The organism is Methylobacterium sp. J-076, assembly GCF_022829405.1.
Taxonomy (GTDB): Bacteria; Pseudomonadota; Alphaproteobacteria; order Rhizobiales; family Beijerinckiaceae; genus Methylobacterium.
Window position 1 is genome coordinate 1 of the sequence record NZ_JAKSXW010000144.1, and the last position, 15,752, is coordinate 15,752.

General features: G+C 72.4%; 15 protein-coding genes. 11 read left to right on the forward strand and 4 right to left on the reverse strand.

Annotated features, from left to right (window positions below; translation table 11 throughout):
• Window positions 1-253: 253 nt before the first annotated feature.
• The 4 genes from MKK53_RS20645 (at window position 254) to MKK53_RS20660 (ending at window position 6,280) form a co-directional block, all read left to right on the forward strand.
• Complete coding sequence (locus MKK53_RS20645) at window positions 254-3,103, forward strand: bifunctional transaldolase/phosoglucose isomerase (protein ID WP_243930643.1); 2,850 nt, start codon at window positions 254-256, stop codon at window positions 3,101-3,103.
• Window positions 3,104-3,315: 212 nt separating this feature from the next.
• Entirely contained in the window at window positions 3,316-4,293 is a 978-nt protein-coding gene (gene gnd / locus MKK53_RS20650; RefSeq protein ID WP_243930644.1) for a phosphogluconate dehydrogenase (NAD(+)-dependent, decarboxylating), read from the forward strand.
• 10 nt (window positions 4,294-4,303) lie between these two features.
• Window positions 4,304-5,026, forward strand: a complete 723-nt coding sequence (gene pgl, locus MKK53_RS20655) for a 6-phosphogluconolactonase (RefSeq protein WP_243930645.1) — start codon at window positions 4,304-4,306, stop codon at window positions 5,024-5,026.
• A 177-nt stretch (window positions 5,027-5,203) separates the two neighbouring features.
• Complete coding sequence (locus tag MKK53_RS20660) at window positions 5,204-6,280, forward strand: HD-GYP domain-containing protein (protein WP_243930646.1); 1,077 nt, start codon at window positions 5,204-5,206, stop codon at window positions 6,278-6,280.
• Window positions 6,281-6,290: 10 nt separating this feature from the next.
• On the opposite strand, the gene MKK53_RS20665 is transcribed toward MKK53_RS20660, so the two are convergent.
• Window positions 6,291-7,388 (reverse strand): 2'-deoxycytidine 5'-triphosphate deaminase, encoded by a 1,098-nt coding sequence (locus MKK53_RS20665; RefSeq protein ID WP_243930647.1) that lies wholly within the window; start codon window positions 7,386-7,388, stop codon window positions 6,291-6,293.
• Window positions 7,389-7,616: 228 nt separating this feature from the next.
• Between MKK53_RS20665 and apaG the strand changes: the two genes are divergently transcribed.
• Genes apaG through speG form a run of 3 tightly spaced genes read left to right on the forward strand, consistent with a single transcriptional unit; the run spans window position 7,617 to window position 9,796 of the window.
• On the forward strand, window positions 7,617-8,009 hold the full coding sequence (apaG, locus tag MKK53_RS20670) for a Co2+/Mg2+ efflux protein ApaG (RefSeq protein ID WP_243930648.1): 393 nt from the start codon (window positions 7,617-7,619) through the stop codon (window positions 8,007-8,009).
• A gap of 54 nt (window positions 8,010-8,063) precedes the next feature.
• Window positions 8,064-9,233, forward strand: coding sequence for an acetylornithine deacetylase (gene argE / locus MKK53_RS20675; protein WP_243930649.1), 1,170 nt, complete (start codon window positions 8,064-8,066; stop codon window positions 9,231-9,233).
• Between the two features lie 8 nt (window positions 9,234-9,241).
• Window positions 9,242-9,796 carry a spermidine N1-acetyltransferase gene (gene speG, locus MKK53_RS20680; RefSeq protein ID WP_243930650.1) on the forward strand — a complete coding sequence of 185 codons (555 nt, stop codon included), beginning with the start codon at window positions 9,242-9,244 and terminating at the stop codon, window positions 9,794-9,796.
• A gap of 333 nt (window positions 9,797-10,129) precedes the next feature.
• On the opposite strand, the gene MKK53_RS20685 is transcribed toward speG, so the two are convergent.
• From MKK53_RS20685 to MKK53_RS20695, 3 genes are all read right to left on the reverse strand, one after another.
• Window positions 10,130-11,122, reverse strand: coding sequence for an Hsp33 family molecular chaperone (locus tag MKK53_RS20685; protein WP_243930651.1), 993 nt, complete (start codon window positions 11,120-11,122; stop codon window positions 10,130-10,132).
• A 151-nt stretch (window positions 11,123-11,273) separates the two neighbouring features.
• A complete protein-coding gene (argF, locus tag MKK53_RS20690) occupies window positions 11,274-12,254 on the reverse strand; it encodes an ornithine carbamoyltransferase (protein WP_243930652.1) in 981 nt (326 codons plus the stop codon).
• A 24-nt stretch (window positions 12,255-12,278) separates the two neighbouring features.
• On the reverse strand, window positions 12,279-13,469 hold the full coding sequence (locus tag MKK53_RS20695) for an aspartate aminotransferase family protein (RefSeq protein ID WP_243930653.1): 1,191 nt from the start codon (window positions 13,467-13,469) through the stop codon (window positions 12,279-12,281).
• A gap of 303 nt (window positions 13,470-13,772) precedes the next feature.
• Here MKK53_RS20695 and MKK53_RS20700 point away from each other — a divergent pair, with 303 nt between their 5' ends.
• From MKK53_RS20700 to MKK53_RS20715, 4 genes are all read left to right on the forward strand, one after another.
• A complete protein-coding gene (locus tag MKK53_RS20700) occupies window positions 13,773-14,246 on the forward strand; it encodes a RidA family protein (protein WP_243930654.1) in 474 nt (157 codons plus the stop codon).
• On the forward strand, window positions 14,246-14,995 hold the full coding sequence (locus MKK53_RS20705; protein ID WP_243930655.1) for a glycerophosphodiester phosphodiesterase family protein: 750 nt from the start codon (window positions 14,246-14,248) through the stop codon (window positions 14,993-14,995). Before MKK53_RS20700 ends, MKK53_RS20705 begins: the two co-directional genes overlap by 1 nt.
• Before the next feature lie 159 nt (window positions 14,996-15,154).
• Complete coding sequence (locus MKK53_RS20710) at window positions 15,155-15,445, forward strand: type II toxin-antitoxin system ParD family antitoxin (protein WP_243930656.1); 291 nt, start codon at window positions 15,155-15,157, stop codon at window positions 15,443-15,445.
• Entirely contained in the window at window positions 15,442-15,747 is a 306-nt protein-coding gene (locus tag MKK53_RS20715; protein WP_243930657.1) for a type II toxin-antitoxin system RelE/ParE family toxin, read from the forward strand. The genes MKK53_RS20710 and MKK53_RS20715 overlap by 4 nt, the downstream gene beginning before the upstream one ends.
• The last annotated feature ends 5 nt before the right edge of the window (window positions 15,748-15,752 follow it).

Genomic DNA, 15,752 nt, shown 5'->3' on the forward strand with positions numbered 1-15,752 from the left:
GCATTGAAGACATCCCCCCGCCCGCTGCGGGGGAATCGTCGCGACACCCGTCCCACCCTGCCTCCTCATCCTGAGGTGCCCGCTTCGGCGGGCCTCGAAGGAGGGCTCCAGAAGGCCCTGCGATCTCTGGAACCCTCCTCCGAGGCGGCGGCCGCCGCACCCCGGGATGAGGGGAAGGGCGGGATCGGCACGAACACCGGAAGTTCGCACCGCCCCTTCGCGGGACGGTGCGATTGACAGGCGAGGCTCGAACATGAACGCGCTCAAGGCCCTGCACGAGCAACAGGATCAGGCCGTCTGGCTCGACTTCGTCGCCCGCGGCTTCATCGAGAAGGGTGAGCTGAAGGCGCTCGTGGAGGAGGACGGCCTGCGCGGCGTCACCTCCAACCCGGCGATCTTCGAGAAGGCGATCGGCCACTCGGACGAGTACGATGCCAGCCTGAAGGCGGTGCAGGAGACCGGCGACAGCCGGGTCATCGACCTCTACGAAGGGCTCGCCATCGCCGACATCCAGGCGGCGGCCGACGTGCTGCGCCCGGTCTACGAGGCCAGCGACGGGGCGGACGGCTACGTCAGCCTGGAGGTCTCCCCCTACCTCGCCCTCGACACCGAGGCGACCCTCACCGAGGCGCGGCGCCTGCACCGGGCGGTCTCCCGCGACAACCTGATGGTGAAGGTGCCCGCCACCCCGGAGGGCATCCCGGCGATCCGGCAGCTCACCGCCGAGGGCATCTCGATCAACGTCACCCTGCTGTTCTCGCAGGAGGCCTACGAGGCCGTCGCCCGCGCCTTCATCGACGGGCTCGACGACCGCGCCCGGGCGGGGCACGACGTCTCCCGCATCGCCAGCGTGGCGAGCTTCTTCATCAGCCGCATCGACAGCCTGGTCGACAAGCTGCTGGACGAGAAGATCGCCCAGGCCAACGACCCGGACGAGAAGATCGCCCTGGGGAGCCTCAAGGGCAAGGTGGCCATCGCCAACGCCAAGCTCGCCTACCAGCGCTACAAGCGGATCTTCGCCGAGGCGAAGTGGCAGGCGCTCGACGCGAAAGGCGCCAAGGCGCAGCGCCTGCTCTGGGCCTCCACCGGCACCAAGAACAAGGCCTATTCCGACGTGCTCTACGTCGAGGAGCTGATCGGCCCGAACACCGTCAACACCATGCCCCCCGCCACGATGGCCGCCTTCCGCGACCACGGCGAGGTGCGCCCGACCATCGAAGAGGACGTGCCCGGCGCCGAGGCGGTGATGGCCCGCCTCGCCCGGGCCGGCATCGAGATCGAGGCCGTGGCCCGCCAACTGGTCGAGGAGGGCGTGCAGCTCTTCATCGACGCCGCCGACAACCTGCTCGGGGCCGTGGCGAGCAAGCGCCTCGCCCTGCTCGGCGCCCGCCTCGACCCGCAGGCCCTCGCCCTGGACGACGCCCTCGCCGCCGACGCGAAGAAGGCGCTGGAATCCTGGCGGGCCAGCGGCGCGATCCGCCGCCTCTGGGCCCGCGACGCCAGCGTCTGGACCGGCGCCGACGAGGCGAGCTGGCTCGGCTGGCTGCACATCGTCGAGGAGGAGCTCGCGAAGGCCGCCGACTACGCCGCCTTCTCCGAGTGGGTGAAGGCCGAGGGCTTCACCCATGCCGTCGTGCTCGGCATGGGCGGCTCCAGCCTCGGCCCGGAGGTGTTGAGCCTCACCTACGGCCAGAGGCCGGGCTTCCCGGCGCTGCGCATCCTCGATTCGACCCATCCCGACGAGGTCCGCGCCGTCGAGGCGGAGATCGACCTCGCCCGGACCCTGTTCATCGTCTCGTCGAAGTCCGGCTCGACGCTGGAGCCCAACGTCTTCCGCGACTACTTCTACGACCGGGTGAAGCAGGCCGTCGGCGACAAGGTGGGCGACCGCTTCGTGGCGGTGACCGACCCCGGCTCCGCCATGGAGAAGGCGGCGCAGGCCCAGAACTTCAAGAAGATCTTCTACGGCGTGAAGCAGATCGGCGGGCGCTACTCGGTGCTCTCGGCCTTCGGCTTGGTGCCGGCGGCGGCGATGGGCCTCGACGTGAAGGACGTGCTCGAGCGCGCCCGGATCATGGTCCGCTCCTGCGGGCCGGCGGTGCCCCCGGCGCAGAACCCCGGGGTCGTCCTCGGCACCGCCATGGGTGTCGCCGGGCTCAAGGGCCGGGACAAGGTGACGGTGGTCGCCTCCCCCGGCATCGGGAGCGTCGGCGCCTGGGCCGAGCAGCTGATCGCGGAATCCACCGGCAAGGTCGGCAAGGGCCTGATCCCCGTGGACGGCGAGCCGGCCGGCGTCCCGGCGGTCTACGGGCACGACCGGTTCTTCCTGTACCTGCGCCTCGATTCCCAGGCCGACGCCGCCCAGGACGCCGCCCTCTCGGCCCTCGAGAAGGACGGCCACCCGATCGTGCGGATCGGCCTCGACGGGGTGGAGCAGCTCCCGCAGGAATTCTACCGCCTGGAGATCGCCACGGCGGTGGCCGGCGCCGTGCTCGGCATCAACCCGTTCGACCAGCCCGATGTCGAGGCGAGCAAGATCGAGACGAAGAAGCTCTTCGACGAGGCCGAGAGGAGCGGCGCCCTCCCCCCCGAGACGCCCCTGTTCGAGGACGACACGCTGGCCCTCTACGCCGACGCGGCGAATGCCGAGGCCCTGCCCCAGGCCCGGGACGGGCTGGAGACGGCGGTGAAGGCGCATCTCGCCAGGGTGCGGACGGGGGATTACGTCGCCCTGCTCGCCTACCTGCCCCGCACCGACGCCCACCACGCGATCCTGCAGGAGGGGCGCCTCGCGGTGCGGGACGCCCGGCGGGTGGCGACCTGCCTCGAATTCGGGCCGCGGTTCCTCCACTCGACGGGGCAAGCCTACAAGGGCGGGCCGAACAGCGGCGTCTTCGTGCAGATCACCGGCGACGCGGTGGACGACCTGCCGATCCCCGGCCGGTCGCTGGGCTTCGGCACGGTGGTGGCCGCGCAGGCGCGGGGCGACTTCGCGGTGCTCGCCGAGCGCGGGCGCCGGGCGCTGCGGGTCCACCTCAAGGCCGGGCAGACGGAAGCCGGGCTGAAGCGGATCGCCGCGGCCTTGAAGGCGGCGGTCGCCTGAGGGGCGGCGGGAGGATGCAGGCGGCCGATCCCGCCTGCATCCTCATCCTGCGGTGCGGCGAATGCCGCCTCGAAGGAGGGCTCCAGGGATCGCGGAGGCTTCGGGAGCCCTCCTTCGAGGCCTGCTGACGCAGGCACCTCAGGATGAGGACGAGAGTTGGATCAATCTCGCAACGATCTCCCTTGAGGGGGAACAGTTCGGAGCCCAAGACGATGCAACTCGGCATGATCGGCCTCGGCCGGATGGGCGGCAACATCGTCCGCCGGCTGCTGCGGGACGGGCACACGGCGGTGGTGTTCGACAGGAACACGGAGGCCGTCGAGGCCCTGGTGAAGGAGGGGGCCGTCGGCGCCTCGAGCGTCGAGGACCTCGTGTCCAAGCTGGAGAGTCCCCGCGCCGCCTGGGTGATGCTCCCGGCCGGGCCGATCACCGAGGAGACGGTGCAGGCCCTGGGCCAGCTGATGCAGGCGGACGACTGCATCATCGACGGCGGCAACTCCTTCTACGGCGACGACGTCCGCCGGGGCCTCGCCCTGAAGGAGAAGGGCATCCACTACGTCGATGTCGGCACCTCGGGCGGCGTCTGGGGCCTGGAGCGCGGCTACTGCATGATGATCGGCGGCGACAAGGACGCCGTCGATCGCCTCGATCCGATCTTCGCCACCCTGGCGCCGGGCGTCGGCGACGTGGCCCGCACCCCCGGCCGCGAGGGGCGCGACCCCCGCGCCGAGCAGGGCTACATCCATGCCGGGCCGACCGGGGCGGGCCACTACGTCAAGATGGTCCATAACGGCATCGAGTACGGGCTGATGCAGGCCTACGCGGAGGGGTTCGACATCCTCCGCCACGCCGATTCCGAGAACCTGCCGCCGGAGCGGCGCTTCGACCTGAACCTCGGCGACATCGCCGAGGTGTGGCGGCGGGGCAGCGTGGTCTCGTCCTGGCTCCTCGACCTCACCGCCCAGGCACTCGCCGGCGACGAGGAGCTGACGGACTTCTCCGGCTGGGTGGAGGATTCCGGCGAGGGGCGCTGGACCATCAACGCCGCCGTCGAGCAGGCCGTGCCGGCCACCGTGCTCTCGGCCGCCCTCTACCGCCGGTTCCGCTCGCGGGAGGACGCCTCCTACGCCGACAAGCTGCTCTCGGCCATGCGCAAGGGCTTCGGCGGCCACCAGGAACCGAAGGCGTGAGGCCCGCACCGTGACGCGGCCCGCCGGAGCGCAAGTCCTGCCCGATGCCGGGGCGGTGGCCCGGGAGGCCGCCGAGCGCCTGATCGCCGCCTGCGGCGAGACGGATCGCGAGCGGATCGCGATCTGCCTCTCCGGCGGTTCGACGCCCCGGCGCCTCTACGCCCTCCTCGCCGGGGCGGACTGCGCGGCGCGGGTGCCGTGGGGGCGCATCCACTGGTTCTTCGGCGACGACCGGGCGGTGCCGTGGGACGACGCGCAGAGCAACGTCCGCATGGTCCGCGAGGCCTTCGGCCACGGCAGCGCGATCCCGCCGACCCACCTCCACTTCATCCCCTCCGACGAGGGCATCGAGGCCGGAGCACGGGCCTACGCCCGCACGCTCCTCGACTTCTACGGCGCCGAAACCCTCGACCCGGCCCGGCCGCTCTTCGACCTCGTGCTGCTCGGCCTCGGGGAGGATGGGCACACGGCCTCGCTCTTCCCCGGCAAGCCCGCCTCCGACGAGGCCGCCGCCCTCGTCGCCCCGGTGCCGGAGGCGGGGCTCGCCCCCTTCGTGCCGCGCATCAGCCTGACCGTGCCGGCGCTCGCCTCCGCGCGGCACGTCCTGTTCCTCGTCACCGGCGAGGGCAAGCGCGCGCCCCTGGCCCGCCTCGCCGCCGGGGAGGACCTGCCGGCCGGGCGGGTGAAGGGGCAACGGGTGGCATGGCTGCTGGACGAGGCGGCGGCGGGGTAGGGCTCGACCCCTCCCCTCCTCCTGCTGCGCAGCCCCCCGCCGGGGAGTTGGGGCGGGACGGGGGGGATTCCCCGCTACACTCCGTCAAGGTCGGCGTGCTAGCGTCGCCCCGTCGCGAGGCAGGCCAGGCCGTCGGCTGCGCGCGACCGTCGTGGCCGGCCGACCCCGAAGAGACCGATGCGACCGGGCACGCTCGTCCTGTTCACCGACCGCCCGGCGCAGCGAGAGGGCCTCCTGCGGGCGCTCGACGCCGTCGCCCCCTGCCACCCGCGCGACGCGGCGGCGGTGGTGCCGGCCGGGGACTGCATCGGCTTCGTCGCCGATGTCGACCTGCTCCAGCCGTCCCTCCTGCGCGGGCTGCGCGCCCTGATCGCCGAGGCGCCGCGCCTGCCGCGGCTGTTCCTGATGCGCGACACGGGCGCGCGCAGCCTCGCCACCGCCCGCAGCCTCGGCGCGAGCCTGTGCCTGCCCCCCGACACGGCCGCCGGGGCGGTCGCGGAGGCCATGCGCACGCACCTGACGCGCCCGGTCCCCGAAGCGGTGCCCCTCCGCCCGGCCGGGTCCGGATGGGGGACGGGGATCGCCCAGGCCGCCGACCGGGCCGGGGCGGTGCTCGCCGGGCTCCTCGACGCGGCGCGGCTCACGGGCACCGTCGATCCGATGCTGGTGGAGCACGGCCTCGACCCGATCCTCGGCGCCGTCGGCGAGGCGGGGCTCGGGGCGTGGCTCGACACGGTGCGCGCCTACGACGACGCCACCTACCAGCACTGCCTGCTGGTGGCGGGCTTGGCGGCGACCTTCGCCATCGACCTCGGCTTCAGCCTGCGCGACCGGGAGCAGGTGGTGCGCGCCGCCCTGGTCCACGACGTCGGCAAGGCGCTCATCCCCCTGGAGATCCTGAACAAGGCCGGGCCCCTCGAACCGGCCGAACGCACCGTGATGCGGACCCATGCGGCCCTGGGGCACGCGATCCTGGTGGAGGCCGGCGGGTTCGACGCGTCGATCCTGGCCGTGGTCCGGCACCACCACGAGCTGCTCGACGGGACCGGCTACCCGGACCGCCTCTCCGGCGACGCGATCCCCGACATCGTCCGCATGATCACCGTCTGCGACATCTACGCGGCCCTGGCCGAGCGCCGCCCCTACCGGGCGCCGATGCCGCCCCTCGAGGCGTTCCGCATCCTGCGCGGCATGGAGGGCAAGCTCGACATGGCCCTCGCCCGGTCCTTCGAGCGGGCCGTGGCGAAGGCGTAGGGGCCGCCCCTCAGACGAAGTGCTTCGACAGCTTCAGCCCCTGCGCCTGATAGTTCGAGCCCGCCCCGGCGCCGTAGAGGGTCGCCGGCTCCTCGCTCATGCGCTCGTAGACGAGGCGGCCGACGATCTGGCCGTCCTCCAGCAGGAACGGCACGTCCCGGGAGCGCACTTCGAGCACCGCCCGCGCCCCCGTGCCGCCGGCCTTGGCGTGGCCGAAGCCGGGGTCGAAGAAGCCCGCGTAATGGACCCGGAACTCGCCCACCAGGGGGTCGAACGGCACCATCTCCGCGGCGTGGTCCGGCGGCACCTGCACCGCCTCCTTCGAGGCCAGGATGTAGAACTGGCCGGGGTCGAGGATCAGGCTGGCGCTGCCGTCCGAGGGCAGGCGCTCCCAGAAGGCGTCCGTGCGGTGGCGGCCCGGCGCATCGACATCGACGAGGCCGGTATGCCGCTTGGCCCGGTAGCCGATCAGCCCGTCGAAGCCGGAGAGGTCCACGGAGACGGCCACCCCGCCCTGCAGCGAGGGCGCGGCGACGTTCACGAGGGGCGTCCTGGCGTGGAGCGCGGCCATCTCCGCCTCGTTCAGGCGCGGCTGGCCCCGGCGGAAGCGGATCTGCGACAGGCGCGAGCCGGTGCGCACCAGGACCGGGAAGGTGCGCGGGGAGATCTCCGCGTAGAGCGGCCCGGCATAGCCGGCCCCGACCTGGTCGAACGCCTCGGCCCGGTCGGTGATGACGCGGGTGAACACGTCGATGCGGCCGGTGGAGCTCTTCGGGTTCGCGCTGGCCGCGAGGTCGGCCGGCAGGGCCAGGGTCTCCTGCAGCTCGGCGATGTAGACGCAGCCCGTCTCCAGCACGGCGCCCGGCCGCAGGTCGATGGCGTGCAGGGACAGGCGCTCCACGCAGCCCTCCACCGTGCGCGAGGCGCCGGGCAGGAAGCTGGTGCGGACCCGGTAGGCCCGGGCACCCAGCCGCAGGTCGAGGCTCGCCGGCTGGATCTGGTCCGGGGCGAAGGGGGTGGCGGGGCGGATGCCGCCCGCGCCGGCCAGGGCGGCGATCGCCTGAGCCGGCAGGATGCCCTCCGCCTTCGTCGTCTCGCCCGCCCGCATCGCCCCGCTCCCGTCGCGCGAAGGCCGCCCGCGCCATCCCTTGTCCGCCACAGGCACCTAAGACCGGTTTAATGCCCCGGGTCGGGCGGGGCCACGCCGGGGCCGCCCCGCAGCGCGACGTAATCCGCCGCAATTGACGGCGATTCATGCGCCAACTACGACCGTCGATGCGGTGCGGCGAAGGCCGGCACCGGTGAGTCGTACAGTCTCCGGGGGCCATGTCAGGCAATGTACAGGTCCGAGACGCGCGGGATTAGCGTGACCGTCCAACCGCGTTTCGTGGAGGAGGAATCCTCCCCCAACGAGAGCCGCTACTTCTTCGCCTACACGGTCGAGATCGTGAACAACGGCGAGGAGCAGGTACAGCTGCGGTCGCGCCACTGGCGCATCATCGACGGGCGCGGCGCGTGCCAGGAGGTGCGCGGCGTCGGCGTCGTCGGCAAGCAGCCGGTTCTGGAGCCCGGCGAGTCCTTCTGCTACACCAGCGGCTGCCCGCTCACGACTCCCGACGGGCTGATGGCCGGCAGCTACACGATGGCGACCGTGGCCGGCGAGAGCTTCGAGGCGGAGATCCCCGCCTTCTCCCTCGACAGCCCGCACGTCCGCCGCAGCCTCCATTGAGGGCGGCCACCACCCGGTGAGGAGCGCGTGAGCCGGGCGTGCCCCGGAGGGATCATGCCTGTGAACGGCGAGCGGCTGTCCCCGCTCGAGATGCTGGCGCGCCTCGTCGCCTTCGACACCGAGAGCGACACGTCCAACACCGCGCTGATCGACATGGTCGGCGCCTATCTCGACGGATGGGGCGTCCCCACCCGGCGGTTTCCGAACGCGGCCGGCGACAAGGTGGCCCTGTTCGCGACCCTCGGGCCGGCGGGCGACGGGGGCGTCGTCCTCTCGGGCCACACCGACGTGGTGCCCGTGACCGGCCCGCCCTGGACCTCGGACCCGTTCCGCCTGCGGGTGGAGGGGGGCCGCGCCTACGGCCGCGGCGCGGTGGACATGAAGGGCTTCTGTGCCCTCGCCCTCGCCCTGGTGCCGGACATGCTGGCCGCCGGGCTGACCCGGCCGATCCATCTCCTCCTGTCCTACGACGAGGAGACCACCTGCCTCGGCTCCATGGACGCCATCGCCCGGTTCGGGGAGGACCTGCCCCGGCCCGGCGCCTGCATCGTCGGCGAGCCGACCGGCCTCGACGTGGCGGACGCGCACAAGAGCATCGTCACCTGCCTGACCACCGTGCACGGCCGCGAGGCGCATTCCTCCAGGCCCGAGCTTGGCGCCAACGCGGTCTCGGCGGCCTGCGACCTCGTCGCCTCCCTCAACCGCATCGCCGACCGGATGATCGAGCGCGGCGACGCGTCCGGCCGGTTCGACCCGCCGGCCACCACGATCCATGTCGGGACGATCCGGGGCGGGACGGCCCGCAACATCCTCGCCCGGGAATGCCGGTTCCACTGGGAGTACCGCGGCCTGCCCGACCTCGACCCCGGCGAGATCCCGCGCCTGTTCGCCGGGGCCGTCGCGGAGGTGACCGCCCTCCGGCTGAACCGCTACGGCGCGTTCGGGCGGATCGACACCCTGGAGGAGGTCGATATCCCAGGCCTCGCGCCCGATCCCGGCTCGGAGGCCGAGCGCCTCGCCCTCCGGCTCGCCGGGCGCAACCGCACGGTGGCGATGCCCTTCGCCACGGAGGCGGGGCGCTTCCAGGCGGCGGGCATCCCCACCGTCGTCTGCGGCCCCGGCGACATCGCCCAGGCCCACCAGCCCGATGAATTCATCACCCTGGAAGCCCTCGCGGACGGAGAACGGTTCATCCGCCGCCTGATCGCGGAGTGCGCGGCATGAATGTGCGGATGTCCGAGCATGTAAAGCTGCGGCCGCTGGAGCGGGAGGACCTGCGCTTCGTCCACCAGCTCAACAACAACGACAGCATCATGCGCTACTGGTTCGAGGAGGCCTACGAGTCCTTCGCCGAACTGCAGCAGCTCTACGAGCGCAACATCCACAACCAGACCGAGCGGCGCTTCATCGTCGCCGCGCCGGACGGCGAGCCGGCGGGCCTGATCGAGCTGGTGGAGATCAACCATCTCCACCGCCGCTGCGAGTTCCAGATCGCCATCCACCCGTCCTACCAGGGGCGGGGCTACGCGTGGCGCTCCACGAAGATCGTCATGGATTACGCGTTCAGCGTGCTCAACATCCACAAGCTGTACCTGCACGTGGACCGGGAGAACCAGCGGGCGGTGCGGATCTACGAGAGCTGCGGCTTCATGCCGGAGGGCGTGCTGAAGGACGAGTTCTTCATGAACGGCCGCTACCGGGACGCGGTGCGGATGTGCCTGTTCCAGCCCGACTACCTCGCCTCGCGGGGCAGCGGCGACATCGCCGAGCCGGTGCTGAAGACGTAAGGGGTTTTTTCGCCGCTCCGACGCCTCTGCCGTCATTGCGAGGCGGAGCCGAAGCAATCCAGGGCGCGACCCGTCCGGATGGGACGGCGCCGACCGGATGGCTTCGCTCATCGCCCGCGATGACGGAAGCGCTCGCATAAGAGGACGTCGAGGCGGTTTCGCTCACGCCCCTCCCCCCATCCCCCTCATCCTGAGGTGCCCGCGGGAGCGGGCCTCGAAGGAGGGGTCCAGGGATCGCGGGGCTGGCTGGAGCCCTCCTGCGAGGCGGCCGCCGCCGCACCTCAGGATGAGGAAGAGGGTGGGATGACCGGTCGGCGACCCGGCGCGGCTGGTCTACTGAACCCGCCCCTCGCCGATCTCCATCTCGACCTCTTGGGGGTCGAGGTCGTAGCGGCGGGAGCAGAACTCGCAGGTGATGACGATGCGCCCGTCGTCGGCGACCATGTCCCGGCGCTCGTCCGGCCCGAAGGAGCGGATCATGCCCATCACCCGCTCCCGGGAACAGCGGCAGGTCTCGCGCACCGGCTGCCGGTCGAACACCCGCACCCCGCGCTCGTGGAACAGCCGGTAGAGCAGCCGCTCGCTCGACACGTTGGGATCGATGAGCTCGTGGTCCTCGATGGTCGCGGCGAGGGAGCGCGCCTCCACCCAGGAATCGTCCTCCGGCGCGTCGGCGCCGAGATGGGCGTGGCCCTCGGGGATGTCGCCGGGGGGCAGGTCGGCCAGCCGCGCCCGATCGATGGACTGGGGCAGGAACTGCACGATCAGCCCGCCCGCCCGCCAGCGCCCGGCCTCGCCCTCCACCGCCTCGGCGACGGCGAGGCGGACCACGGTCGGGATCTGCTCGGATTGGCGGAAATACTGGTGGGCCGCCTCCTCCAGGCCCTGGCCCTCCATCGGCACCACGCCCTGATAGCGGCTCGCCGCGCTGCCCTGGTCGATGGTCATGGCGAGGTGGCCGTTGCCGATCAGGTCCGCATCGCGGACCGGGGCGGTGCCCAGGGCCGCGACCCGCTCGGCGTCGAACCGCGCGGTGGCGCGCAGGCGGTCGGGGGCCTCGAAATCCACCACGATCATCTCGACCGGGCCGTCGGTCTTGGTCTGGAGCTGGAACCGGCCCTCGAACTTCAGGGACGCGCCGAGGAGCACCGTGAGCGCCGCCGCCTCGCCCAGCAGCCGGGCCACGGAATCGGGATAGCCGTGGCGGCGCAGGATCGTGTCGATGGAGGGGCCGAGGCGCACCACCCGCCCGCGCACGTCGAGGGCCTCGACGGCGAAGGGCAGCACGGCGTCGTCGATGTCGATGGTGTCGGTTCCCGCGGTCATGGCCTCTCCGTTCTCCGACCCGTCATATGGTATTCCGGGAACGGGGTTTCCAAAGGGCGCGGCCCTTCGGTCGGGCCCGGGGGCGTCGCCCCCGGAGAGCGGCCCCTGCCCCACCTAAGCGAAAGGGCCCGGTCCTTTCGACAACCGCGTCTCAGGCCCCGGCCGCCTGGAGGCACCAGGCGAGGATGCCCTTCTGGGCATGCAGGCGGTTCTCGGCCTCGTCGAACACCACCGATTGCGGCCCGTCCATCACCTCGGCGGTCACCTCCTCGCCCCGGTGGGCGGGCAGGCAATGCATGAAGATCGCATCGGGCTTGGCCGCCGCCATCAGCGCCGCATCCACCCGGTAGGGCGAGAGCAGGTTGTGCCGGTGGCTCTCGTCGTCGTCGCCCATGGAGACCCAGCAATCGGTGACCACGGCATCCGCCCCGTCCACCGCCGCCCGGGCGTCGGTGGTGACGTTCAGCCGCGCCCCCTCGCGCTTGGCCCAGGCGATGAGGGACGAGGGCGGCGCCAGCTCCGGCGGGCTCGCGACGTTGAGGGTGAAGTCGAGCCGGGCGGCGGCGTGGACCCAGCTCGCCAGCACGTTGTTGGCGTCCCCCGACCACGCGACGGTGCGGCCCGTGATCGGCCCGCGGTGCTCCTCGAAGGTCAGCACGTCCGCCATGATCTGGCAGGGATGCGAGTGCTTGGTGAGGGCGTTGATCACCGGCACGGTGGCGTATTCGGCCAGTTCCAGCATCTGCCCGTGGTCGAGGATGCGGATCATGATCGCGTCCACGAAGCGGGACAGGACCTGGGCCGTGTCGCCGATGGTCTCGCCCCGGCCGAGCTGCATCTCCGAGCCGGTGAGCATCAGCGTCTCGCCGCCGAGCTCGCGCATCGCCACGTCGAACGAGACCCGGGTGCGGGTGGAGGGCCGGTCGAACACCATCGCCAGGGTCTTGCCGACGAGGGGCCGCTCGGCCGCACGCTCGCCCTTCCGGCGCACGGCCTTCATGGCGGCGCTGGACTCGAGCATGCGGCGGATCTCGCCCCCGGAGAAATCCGAGAGATCGAGGAAGTGGCGGGGCGCGGCGGCTCCGCCGGGCCTGGCCGGGGCGGTCGCCCGGCCGTTCAGGTGCGTGGTCATCGTGATGGACTTTCCGGCGACGCCCTATTCGGCCGCCCCGCGCAGCGCCTCGAACCCGGACGCGGCGGCATCGAGCCGCCGGACCGCCTCATCGACGTCCGACTCGGTGACGATCAGCGGCGGAATCAGCCGCACGACGTTGTCGCCGGCCGGGATCACGAGGAGGTGGGCCTCCCGTGCCGCCGCGGCGAATTCGGTGTTGGGCACGCTGAGCTTCAGGCCGACCAGCAGCCCCTCGCCGCGGACGTCCTCGATCACCTGCGGGTGACGGTCGCGCAGGGCGGCGAGCTTCTGCTTCAGCACGAGGCCGGTATGGGCGACGCGGTCGAGGAAGCCCTCCGACAGGATCACGTCGAGCACGGCGTTGCCGACCGCCATGGCCAGCGGGTTGCCGCCGAAGGTGGAGCCGTGGCTGCCCGCGACCATGCCCCGGGCCGCCTCCTTCGTGGTGAGGCAGGCGCCCAGCGGGAAGCCGCCGCCGATGCCCTTGGCCGCGCTGAGGATGTCGGGCGCGATGCCCGACCACTCGTAGGCGAACAGCTTGCCGGTGCGGCCCATGCCGGTCTGCACCTCGTCCATGATGAGGAGCAGGCCGTGCCGGTCGCAGATCTCCCGCAGGCGGCGCAGCTCGGCGGGGGGGATGACGCGCACGCCCCCCTCGCCCTGCACGGGCTCGATCATCAGGGCCGCGGTCTCGGGGCCGATGGCCGCCTCCAGGGCGGCGACATCGCCGGTGGGCACCTGGTCGAACCCATCGACCTTGGGGCCGAAGCCGTCGATGTACTTCTGCTGGCCGCCGGCCGCGAGGGTGGCGAGCGTCCGCCCGTGGAAGGCGCCCTCGAAGGTCACGATCCGGTAGCGCTCGGGATGGCCGCCGGCCGCATGGTACTTCCGCGCGATCTTGATCGCCGCCTCGTTGGCCTCCGCCCCCGAGTTGCAGAAGAACGCCACCTCCGCGAAGGTCGCCTCCACGAAGCGCCGGCCCAGGCGCTCGCCTTCGGGGATCTGGTAGAGGTTCGAGACGTGCCAGACCTTGCCCGCCTGCTCCGTGAGGGCGGCCACGAGGTGGGGATGGGCGTGGCCCAGGGCGTTCACCGCGACACCCGCGCCGAAATCGAGGTATCGCTGCCCGTCCTCCGCGACGAGCCATGCGCCTTCGCCGCGGGCGAAGGCGAGCGGGGCACGGGCGTAGTTCGGCAGAAGGGCGGATGTCACGATCCGGTCTCCGTCGCGCGAGGGCTCGGTGGTACCAAATGAAAGTGCCGCCTCGATCACCGGGCGGCACGCGCGCGATTACTATGAATCGGGTCGGCGCTGTCAATCGCGCAAGCCTTGTGCCGCGCGCGCGGCAGGGTGCGTTCGCACGCGGAGTCCCGTGCGGTCACGCGCGGCGTCCGGTGCGGTCGCGCGGGGAGACGGGAGGCGGGAAGCCTGTCGGCAACGCGCGCCCTCCCCTTGCGCGGGCTTGGTCCGGCATGCTCCAGAACCCCCGCGACTCGCAAGGTGGAGGCATCGCCAATGAGCTCGGTCAAGGAACGTCTGGCAGCCCTGGGGCTCACCCTGCCGAAGGCGGCGGCGCCGGTGGCGAACTATGTGCCCTTCGTGCGGGTGGGGAACCTGGTGGTGATCTCGGGGCAGGTCTGCTTCGGCGCCGACGGCAAGATCGCCCCCGCGCATACCGGCAAGGTCGGCGGCGCCGTCTCCCCCGAGGCCGGCAAGGCGGCCGCCCGGCTCTGCGCCCTCAACGTCCTGGCCCAGCTCGAAGCCGCCGTGGGCGACCTCGACCGGGCGGTGGAGCAGTGCGTGCGCCTCGGCGGCTTCATCAACAGCGCCCCGGGCTTCTCGGCGGTGGCCGGGGTGATGAACGGCGCCTCGGACCTGATGGTCGAGGTGCTGGGCGACCTCGGGCGCCATGCCCGCTCCACCGTGGGCGTGGCGGAACTGCCCCTCGACGCCGCCGTCGAGGTCGAGGCGATGTTCGAGGTCCGGTGATGGCGGCGCCCGGCTGGCTCACCGCGCGGCCGATCGCCCATCGCGGCCTGCACGACCGCGCGGCTGGCCGCCCGGAGAACACCCTGGCCGCCGCCCGCGCGGCGGTGGCGGGGGGCTTCGCCATCGAGTGCGACGTGCAGCTCAGCGCCGACGGCGAGGCGATGGTGTTCCACGATCCGGGCTTGGGCCGGCTGACGGGGGTCGCGGATCCGGTCTCGTCCCGGAGCGCGGCCGAACTCGGCGGGCTCACGGTGGCCGGCTCGACGGAACGGATCCCGACCCTGCCGGACTTCCTGGCCGCCGTGGCCGGCACCGTGCCGGTGATCGTCGAGATCAAGTCCGCCTACGACGGCGACCTGCGCCTCGCCCTCCGCACCGCCGAAATCGCCGCCGCCTGGGCCGGGCCGGTGGCGCTGAAATCCTTCGACCCGCAGATCGTCGCCGCCCTGCGCGAGCGCGTGCCCGCGACGGTCCCCCGGGGCATCGTCGCCGAGACCCGCCAGGACGACCCGGTCTACGCGGGCATGACCGACAGCCGCCGCCGCAGCCTGCGCGACCTGCTGCACGTCGAGGAGACGCGGCCCGACTTCCTGTCCTGGCGGGTGGACGACCTGCCCTGCGCGCCGACCCACCTGTGCCGGGTGCTGGCGGGGCTGCCGGTCATGGCCTGGACGGTGCGCACCCCCGAGCAGCGGGCCGCCGCCGGGGCGCACGCGGACCAGATGGTGTTCGAGGGGTTCGTGCCCTGAGGGGGCCGGCCGGGACGTCGGCACCCCTCCCGTCCTCGCGGGGGAGGCGACACGATCCGGGGACGCGCCATGCCCTGACGCCGCGGGCAGGCCCTTTCCGGCGCCGCAGTGTTGGACAGTGATTTTCACTGTGTGGCATGATGGACCGAGGAGGCCGCCATGCCGACACCGCGCGGGCAGATGACCGTTACCCTCACCGGCGAACTGGAGCGGTTCGTCCGTGACAAAGTCAGCGAGGGCGTCTTCGCCACGCCGAGCGAGTACATCCGCGAGCTGGTCCGGACGCGCTACCTCGCCGAACACGACCGGGACGCCAGGATGCGGCGCGTGGACGCCGCCCTCGCCGCGGGCGTCGCCGACGCCGAGGCCGGGCGCCTCGTCCCGGCCGGCGAGGCGTTCGCCCGGGTCCGGGCCGCCCTCGGCCTCACCGATGAGGACCCGTCTGCGTGAGGGTCGTCCTCACCGAGGCGGCCATCGACGACCTCATCGCCATCGGCACGTTCATCGGGCAGGACGACCCGAAGCGCGCCGCGACCTTCGTCGCCGCGCTGGAAGCCCGCTGCACCGCCCTGGCCGACACGCCCCGGGGCTTCCCGCTCCTGCCCGGGAGGGAAGCCCTCGGCATCCGCCGACGCCCTTACGGCCATCACCTGATCTTCTACCGGATCGATGAGGCCGCTTCGCACATCGAGGTCCTGCGTGTGCTGTCCGGGGCGCGGAACATCGACGCGATCCTGTTCCCGGTCGATTGAGCACC

Excerpts from the sequence above, each read along its gene's own strand:
- MKK53_RS20645 (WP_243930643.1), top strand. The coding sequence starts at position 254 with ATGAACGCGCTCAAGGCCCTGCACGAGCAACAGGATCAGGCCGTCTGG.
- gnd (WP_243930644.1), top strand. The coding sequence starts at position 3,316 with ATGCAACTCGGCATGATCGGCCTCGGCCGGATGGGCGGCAACATCGTC.
- MKK53_RS20660 (WP_243930646.1), top strand. The coding sequence starts at position 5,204 with ATGCGACCGGGCACGCTCGTCCTGTTCACCGACCGCCCGGCGCAGCGA.
- MKK53_RS20665 (WP_243930647.1), bottom strand. The coding sequence starts at position 7,388 with ATGCGGGCGGGCGAGACGACGAAGGCGGAGGGCATCCTGCCGGCTCAG.
- apaG (WP_243930648.1), top strand. The coding sequence starts at position 7,617 with ATGTACAGGTCCGAGACGCGCGGGATTAGCGTGACCGTCCAACCGCGT.
- argE (WP_243930649.1), top strand. The coding sequence starts at position 8,064 with ATGCCTGTGAACGGCGAGCGGCTGTCCCCGCTCGAGATGCTGGCGCGC.
- speG (WP_243930650.1), top strand. The coding sequence starts at position 9,242 with ATGTCCGAGCATGTAAAGCTGCGGCCGCTGGAGCGGGAGGACCTGCGC.
- MKK53_RS20685 (WP_243930651.1), bottom strand. The coding sequence starts at position 11,122 with ATGACCGCGGGAACCGACACCATCGACATCGACGACGCCGTGCTGCCC.
- argF (WP_243930652.1), bottom strand. The coding sequence starts at position 12,254 with ATGACCACGCACCTGAACGGCCGGGCGACCGCCCCGGCCAGGCCCGGC.
- MKK53_RS20700 (WP_243930654.1), top strand. The coding sequence starts at position 13,773 with ATGAGCTCGGTCAAGGAACGTCTGGCAGCCCTGGGGCTCACCCTGCCG.
- MKK53_RS20705 (WP_243930655.1), top strand. The coding sequence starts at position 14,246 with ATGGCGGCGCCCGGCTGGCTCACCGCGCGGCCGATCGCCCATCGCGGC.
- MKK53_RS20710 (WP_243930656.1), top strand. The coding sequence starts at position 15,155 with ATGCCGACACCGCGCGGGCAGATGACCGTTACCCTCACCGGCGAACTG.